Here is a 473-nt window from a genome sequence, read left to right on the forward strand (position 1 = left end):
GTGTGGTGGCGCTACCGCGGCGAGGATCTCAGCCACGTCCGGCGCGCCACGTCGGGCGAGATCGCCCGTGCGTTCGTGGTCTCGATCCCTGCCCTGGCCCTGCCCTTCGTGATCCGTTACGCCGTGGTCGAAGGCATCGCCACCGCGACCGAAGTATCGACCATCGGCATCGTCTATGCGCTGGTCATCGGGCTGCTGATCTACCGGCAGTTCGACTGGCGGCGGCTGTTGCCGATGCTGATCGAGACCGCCTGCCTGTCTGGCGCGATCCTGCTGATCATCGGCACCGCGACCGGAATGGCCTGGGGCCTGACCCAATCCGGCTTCTCGCGGGCGCTTGCTGCCTCCATGACCGGCCTGCCCGGTGGCTCCGCGACCTTCATCGCGGTCTCGATCCTGGCCTTCGTGATCCTCGGCAGCGTGCTGGAAGGCATACCGGCCATCGTGCTGTTCGGGCCGCTGCTGTTTCCGAT

General features: G+C 67.0%; 1 protein-coding gene. It reads left to right on the plus strand.

Annotated features, from left to right (window positions below):
- A partial coding sequence (locus NJD74_RS19595; protein ID WP_319624824.1) for a TRAP transporter large permease subunit occupies positions 1–473 on the plus strand: 473 nt, incomplete at both ends.

Origin of the sequence: Stenotrophomonas sp. RG-453, from assembly GCF_033843685.1 — a bacterium.
GTDB classification, from domain to species: Bacteria; Pseudomonadota; Gammaproteobacteria; order Xanthomonadales; family Xanthomonadaceae; genus Stenotrophomonas; species Stenotrophomonas bentonitica_A.